We start from the raw sequence: 6207 nt of genomic DNA on the forward strand, positions 1-6207 counted from the left end.
TATGGTAATGGCTATTGCTAGTATAAGTGAAAAGATAAGAGATCCTAGAAGTAAAAAACGCAATTTAGTGATGTTTTTGGGACTGATTTTGTTGGTAGCAGTTTTATTTATCAGCGTGATTATAGGTACAGCAAATACATCATTTAGCGATTTATATAATGTGTTTGTGGGTGTTCAAAATACAGAAAGCTATAGAATTTTATATCACATTCGCATTCCTAGAGTGCTTACAGCGATGTTTGCAGGTATAAATTTAGCTATTGCAGGCTGTATATTACAAGGTGTATTGAAAAATCCATTGGCAGATCCAGGTATTATTGGGGTATCAGCAGGGGCAGGTCTTGCTGCTATGGTAGTCATGATTGTTTTACCTGAATATACGAATATGGTGCCAATCGTAGCTTTTGTAGGAGCGATGGTAGCGACTTTAATTTTATTTGCACTGGCATGGGAAGAGGGTATTCAGCCACTTAAATTGATTTTAGCTGGTGTGGCAGTTTCAGCATTTTTTGCTGGCGGTATGACATGTTTGATGGTATTTTTCTCTGATAAAATTCAAGGTACAGTAAATTGGATGGCAGGTGGTTTTTCAGGTGCCTCATGGAAGCATGTAACTATGATTTTGCCATATACTATCATTGGTTTAGTAGGTGTGAGTATCAGCAGTAAACTGTTAAACGCTTTGCAATTAGGTGATGATGTAGCAAAAAGTTTGGGAACACGAGTGGAAGCTACAAGATTTTTCCTCGTTACATTGGCGGCTTTATTAGCTGCTTCTGCTGTAAGTGTAGCAGGTATGCTCACATTTGTTGGTCTTATAGTGCCACATATGATGCGTTTAGTAGTGGGTTCTGATTTTAACTATTTATTGCCAAGTTCAGCTATTTTTGGTGGAATTTTATTGATTGTAGCAGATACAGTGGCAAGGACTGCTTTTAGTCCTATAGAGGTGCCTGTAGGTGTATTTATGTCATTTATTGGTGCACCGTTTTTCCTTTATTTATTGAAAAGGGGAATGCAAAAGAGATGATTTTACAAGCAGATAAACTTACATTGCAATATGGGCAAAAAATCATTGCTGATAAATTGAATTTCAAGGTAGATAAATCAGAGATAATAAGTATTATTGGCCCAAATGGTTCAGGAAAATCAACATTATTAAAATCTTTAGGTAGATTATTAAAGCCTACACATGGGACTGTTTTATTAGAAGGAAAAGATATTCAAAAAATGAAACCTGGTGATATAGCACGTAAGATGTCAATATTGCCACAATCTTCAACGGCTCCAATGGATATGACTGTTTATGATTTAGTCTGTTATGGTAGAATGCCACATCAAGGATTATTTTCTTCGCCGAATAAAATTGATGAAGAAAAGATAGAAGAAGCATTGACGCAGACAAATACATCACATATGCGATATCGAAGATTAGATACTTTATCTGGTGGCGAACGTCAAAGAGCATGGCTGGCAATGGCAATAGCTCAAAATCCAGAGATTTTATTATTAGATGAACCAACTACGTATTTAGATGTAAAACATCAATTAGATTTGATGAATTTAGTATATAAATTATATGAAACAAGAAAAATCACGGTGATTATGGTCTTGCATGATTTAAACCATGCTGCTAGATATAGTCATCGCTTAGTGGCGGTGAAAAAAGGCAAGATTTTTGCTGAAGGTTTGGTGCAAGATGTATTTACAGAAAAAATACTTTGTGATTTATATGATGTAGAAACGTCAGTCATGTCTTTAGAACAAAATGGACAAAAACATTTAGTTTGTTTCCCTTATGATGTAAAACAAGGGGAGAAAAATTAGTGCAGGTTTTAAGTTTAAATAAGATAAATAAACAAATTAAGGATAAAATTATTTTAAAAGATATAAGTTTCACACTTGAAGAAGGCGAGATATTGGGGCTTTTAGGCCCTAATGGTGCTGGTAAAACGAGTATGATGAAGATAATATCTGGTTTAAGCAGAGCAAATTCAGGTAAGCTTGATATTTTAGGGATTGATGCTGATAAAGAAAGAGCAAAGATAAAGTCTCAGCTAGGTTTTGTCATGCAGGATAATAATATGGAAAGAGAATTTTCCGTTAAAGAAGCTTTGCTATATTATGCTCGTTTATATAAGGTGAAAAATTATAAATATGAAGTGGAAAAAATAATATCTCAATTTGAAATGAATACTTGGCAAGATAGAAAGATTGAGAAATTATCTGGCGGTATGGCTAGAAAAGCAATGATTGCTAGAGCTTTATTAGTAAAGCCTAAAATCTTATTGTTAGATGAACCAAGTGTGGGATTAGATCCTGATGTGAGATATGATATTTGGCAAGAAATAAAAAAATTAAAAAATATGGGGATAAGTGTAATTATCACCACTCATTATATGGAAGAAGCTGAATATCTTTGTGATAAAATCGCTATTTTAAAACAAGGAAGATTATTGGCGATAGATGAAGTAGAAAAAATAAAGCAGATAATGCAGAAAGATGAAAATGAAGATATAACTTTAGAAAAAGCTTTTTTACGATTTATCGGTAAGGAGGCTTATTGATTTTGAATTTTTTAGCAGTATATATGCGTGAAATGGCACTTTTGCAAAAGAAGATGGGAAAATTAGGATATATTTTCTCAGCGGTAATGTTTCCGATAATCTATTTATTTGCCTTTGGCATGGGAATTGGATCTGTAATGAATAATATCCATGGCGGTTATTTACCTTTTTTGGCAAAGGGAATGCTATCGATAACAGTCATGATGAATGCCTTTCAACAGACAGCATTATCAGTGAGTGTGGGAAGATTTTATTTTAAAACATTCCAGACATTATTATTGAGTCCGATTTCTGCTTTTCAAGTTATATTAGGCATTACTTTGGCTGGAGTTACTCGTGGCTTTATAGCTGGAGGTATTATCTATATCATAGCTATGGTGTTTTTTGATGTGCCAATGTTGAGCCTTTGGGGATTTTTAGGGATTTTATTATCTGCCTTTTGCTTTGGTATTTTAGGGATTGCCATAGGTCTTTGGATCAAAAATCCAGATGCATTATCTTCAGTGATAAATTTTATAATTACACCGATGACTTTCTTTTGTGGTACATTTTTTCCGTTGTATAATTTGCCGGATTGGTTGCAGATTGTAGTGGGAATTTTGCCATTGACTTTAGCGAATAATTTATTGCGTACAGAAGTATTTAGTATGTATAGTTTGTTAGATATGATTTATTTAATAATTATTACATTAATCTTGTTGGTAATTAGTAGATATCAATTAAAAAATTATAATGAATAATCTAGTTGATATAAAATAAAAGTTTTAAATTTTAGTGTGTTTAAGATAAATTTAGACTATAATTTGAGTAAAGATATATTTTTTATAGAAAAGAAGGAGATAAAAAATGAAATCAATAGTAGTTTATTCTAGTTTAACAGGTAATACAAAGATGGTAGGAGAAGCTATTGCCGAAGTTTTAGCTCCGAATTGTGATATTTATAAAGTAGAAGATAATCCTGATATCACAGGTTATGATTTAGTTGTTGTAGGCTTTTGGGTGGACAAAGGAACAGCTGATGCAAAAGCTAGTAAATTTTTGAAATCCATTCGCAATAGTAAAGTGGCTGTATATGCTACGCTAGGAGCTGAACCAGATTCAGAACATGCAAAAACTAGTTTGCAAAATGGTATAGATATGTTAGATAGTTCTAATGAGGTTATGGGGAGATTTATCTGCCAAGGAAAGATTGATCCTAAATTATTAGAAGCGATGAAAAAAATGTTTGGCACGAAAGTTTCTAAAGAAAATTTTCACGCAGTAGATGAAAAGCGTTTAGAACGTCATCGCAAAGCTAGTACACACCCTGATGAGCAAGATTTGGCTAATGCAAAGAAAGTATTTAGTGAGATTAAAGCAAAAATGAGTGGTGAAATAAACTTATGAGCAAAATAAGAGAAATATTAGATAATCTATCAACTGAACAATATAAGATGATGATAGGGGAAAAATCTTGTCAGCCTTTGACGGAGACTTTTAGCAAAAAAAGAGTTGTTCATCCAGGGGCAAATGGACAGATGGTACCACCTGTAAAACAGCAAAAAATTTGGCTTGAATATATGCAAAGAAAAGGAGATAAAAGTAAAAAGAAAGCAGTATATATACACATTCCTTTTTGCAGTCAAATTTGTTTATACTGTGGTTTTTTTCAGAATTATTCTAATGAAGAACGCGAAACCATGTATGTAGATAGATTAATCAAGCAATTATCAATGGCAAAAGAATATAAATATGTACAAGATAGTGTGATTAATGCTGTATTTTTTGGTGGCGGAACACCATCTACATTATCACCATATAATGCAGATAGATTATTAAAAACTATGAATGAAGTATTGCCACTTGCTAATGATTGCGAAATAACTATGGAAGCTCGTGTGCATGATTTAGTTGATGAAAAATTGCAAGTATGGTTTAAACATGGTGTAAATCGCATATCTGTGGGTGTACAATCTTTTGATACGGCTATCCGTCAAAGTATGGGACGCAAAGATGATAAAGAAACTGTTATTGAAAATCTCAAGCGAGCTGCAAGTTATAATCAAGCCGTATTAATCATAGATTTGATTTATGGTTTACCTGCTCAAAGTGTGGATAACTTTGTAAATGATTTAAAAATAGCAGATAGTTTGCCAATTGATGGTATGGATTTGTATCAATTAAATGTGTTTGAACAATCTGCATTAAAAAAAGCGATAGATAATGGCAAAATACCACCTGCGGCAACGACAAAACAGCAGGCAAAATATTTAGAAGCAGCTATTTCATATTTAGATGAATTAGGTTATAAGCGATTGAGTGTCTGTCATTGGGCAAAAACAAATCGTGAACGCAGTATGTATAATACTTTGGCAAAATCAGGAGCTGATGTGATACCATTTGGTTCAGGGGCTGGCGGTTTTGTAGGAGATATTTCTATGTTTTTAAATAGAGATTTACAGCGTTATATGAATGCTATTGATGAAGGAAAATGGCCATTGATGGTTTTAACCAAAGAAGCAGAAGGCAAAGTTTTATTTAAAGATATTCAAGCACAGACTGAAAATTGTATGGTAAATATACAAAAATTAGCTCAAGTATATAGTGAAGAACTTTTACAATTAGAAGAAGTACTGGATATTTGGGTGGAATATGGCTTATTTGAAAAATGTGGTCATACTTATAAAATGACGATTGCTGGTCAATTTTGGCAAAATAATATCACACAGACAATAATAGAACTTACACAACAATTATTGATGGGCAAGAAATCTTTTGAAGTTCAGCCAATAGCAGCACAAGGTTAAATGCATAAATAAAATACGGCAGTTATGATTAATTTTGATAACTGCCTTATTTTTTAAAGCTTGAATGATAATGATTATTATTAATAGGAATTGATTTTATAATAAAGGAGACGAGCAATGCTAACAAAAAAACGTAAATCTACACTTTTAACTTTATCTATATTGATGGGATTGACAAGTTGCACGCAAGCCAGCGAAGTAATCCAAACACCAGATGTAGTGGTAACAGCTACGAAAACACAGCAAGAAGTGAAAGCTGTACCTAATGCAGTAGAAGTCATCACCAGTGAAGATATTGAACAATTAGGAGCAACAGATATTTATTCTGCTTTGAAATTGGCAACAAATGTTGATGTTTCTCAAATCGGTGCAGGTCATAGATTGATGGTTCGTGGGAAAAATGCAGGTGCTTTAGTATTATTAGATGGCAGAAGAATGTCAAATGAATATTCATCAATGACTAGAGGAGCTTTTGATTTAGATAAAATAAATTTATCTAGTGTAGAACGCATTGAGATTGTTAGAGGTGCAGCCTCCGCTCAATATGGTGCAGATGCTGAAAGTGGAGTAATCAATATTATTACGAAAAAATCCAAAGAACAATCTGTAACTGTAGGAGCAAATACAGGAACTGATGTCATGAATAATTATTATCGTTTTGATTTAGGTCAGCAAGGTAAATTCAATGGTGTAGTGAATGCTAATTTTGCTAAATATCGTAAACGTGAATTTGTTGGTGGCACAGGGACGAATTATTTTGGCCCTAGAACGAATTATGATTTTAGTGGAACGTATGCATTTGATTATTGTGAGCTGCACACTTGTGATTTTAATCATGAGTTAGGCGAACAAAA

At 33.2% G+C, this 6207-nt stretch carries 7 protein-coding genes; all 7 read left to right on the top strand.

Annotated features, from left to right (window positions below; translation table 11 throughout):
* The first annotated feature begins 7 nt into the window (after window positions 1-7).
* Complete coding sequence (locus tag Q5I67_RS04465; RefSeq protein ID WP_302486483.1) at window positions 8-1030, top strand: iron ABC transporter permease; 1023 nt, start codon at window positions 8-10, stop codon at window positions 1028-1030.
* Window positions 1027-1827 (top strand): ABC transporter ATP-binding protein, encoded by an 801-nt coding sequence (locus Q5I67_RS04470; RefSeq protein WP_018999543.1) that lies wholly within the window; start codon window positions 1027-1029, stop codon window positions 1825-1827. The genes Q5I67_RS04465 and Q5I67_RS04470 overlap by 4 nt, the downstream gene beginning before the upstream one ends.
* Complete coding sequence (locus Q5I67_RS04475) at window positions 1827-2567, top strand: ABC transporter ATP-binding protein (protein WP_302486484.1); 741 nt, start codon at window positions 1827-1829, stop codon at window positions 2565-2567. The genes Q5I67_RS04470 and Q5I67_RS04475 overlap by 1 nt, the downstream gene beginning before the upstream one ends.
* A gap of 2 nt (window positions 2568-2569) precedes the next feature.
* Window positions 2570-3307, top strand: coding sequence for an ABC transporter permease (locus Q5I67_RS04480; RefSeq protein ID WP_302486485.1), 738 nt, complete (start codon window positions 2570-2572; stop codon window positions 3305-3307).
* Window positions 3308-3413: 106 nt separating this feature from the next.
* Window positions 3414-3953 (top strand): flavodoxin family protein, encoded by a 540-nt coding sequence (locus Q5I67_RS04485; RefSeq protein ID WP_022227810.1) that lies wholly within the window; start codon window positions 3414-3416, stop codon window positions 3951-3953.
* Entirely contained in the window at window positions 3950-5353 is a 1404-nt protein-coding gene (gene hutW / locus Q5I67_RS04490) for a heme anaerobic degradation radical SAM methyltransferase ChuW/HutW (protein ID WP_302486486.1), read from the top strand. Before Q5I67_RS04485 ends, hutW begins: the two co-directional genes overlap by 4 nt.
* Before the next feature lie 117 nt (window positions 5354-5470).
* Window positions 5471-6207 (top strand): TonB-dependent siderophore receptor (locus Q5I67_RS04495; RefSeq protein WP_302486487.1); only part of this gene is annotated, 737 nt, incomplete at its 3' end.

Source organism: uncultured Megamonas sp. (assembly GCF_958438645.1).
Lineage (GTDB): Bacteria > Bacillota > Negativicutes > Selenomonadales > Selenomonadaceae > Megamonas.

Bases quoted from the DNA above. Each gene is read 5' to 3' on its own strand.
- hutW (WP_302486486.1), top strand. From the start codon at position 3,950: ATGAGCAAAATAAGAGAAATATTAGATAATCTATCAACTGAACAATAT.
- Q5I67_RS04465 (WP_302486483.1), top strand. From the start codon at position 8: ATGGCTATTGCTAGTATAAGTGAAAAGATAAGAGATCCTAGAAGTAAA.
- Q5I67_RS04470 (WP_018999543.1), top strand. From the start codon at position 1,027: ATGATTTTACAAGCAGATAAACTTACATTGCAATATGGGCAAAAAATC.
- Q5I67_RS04485 (WP_022227810.1), top strand. From the start codon at position 3,414: ATGAAATCAATAGTAGTTTATTCTAGTTTAACAGGTAATACAAAGATG.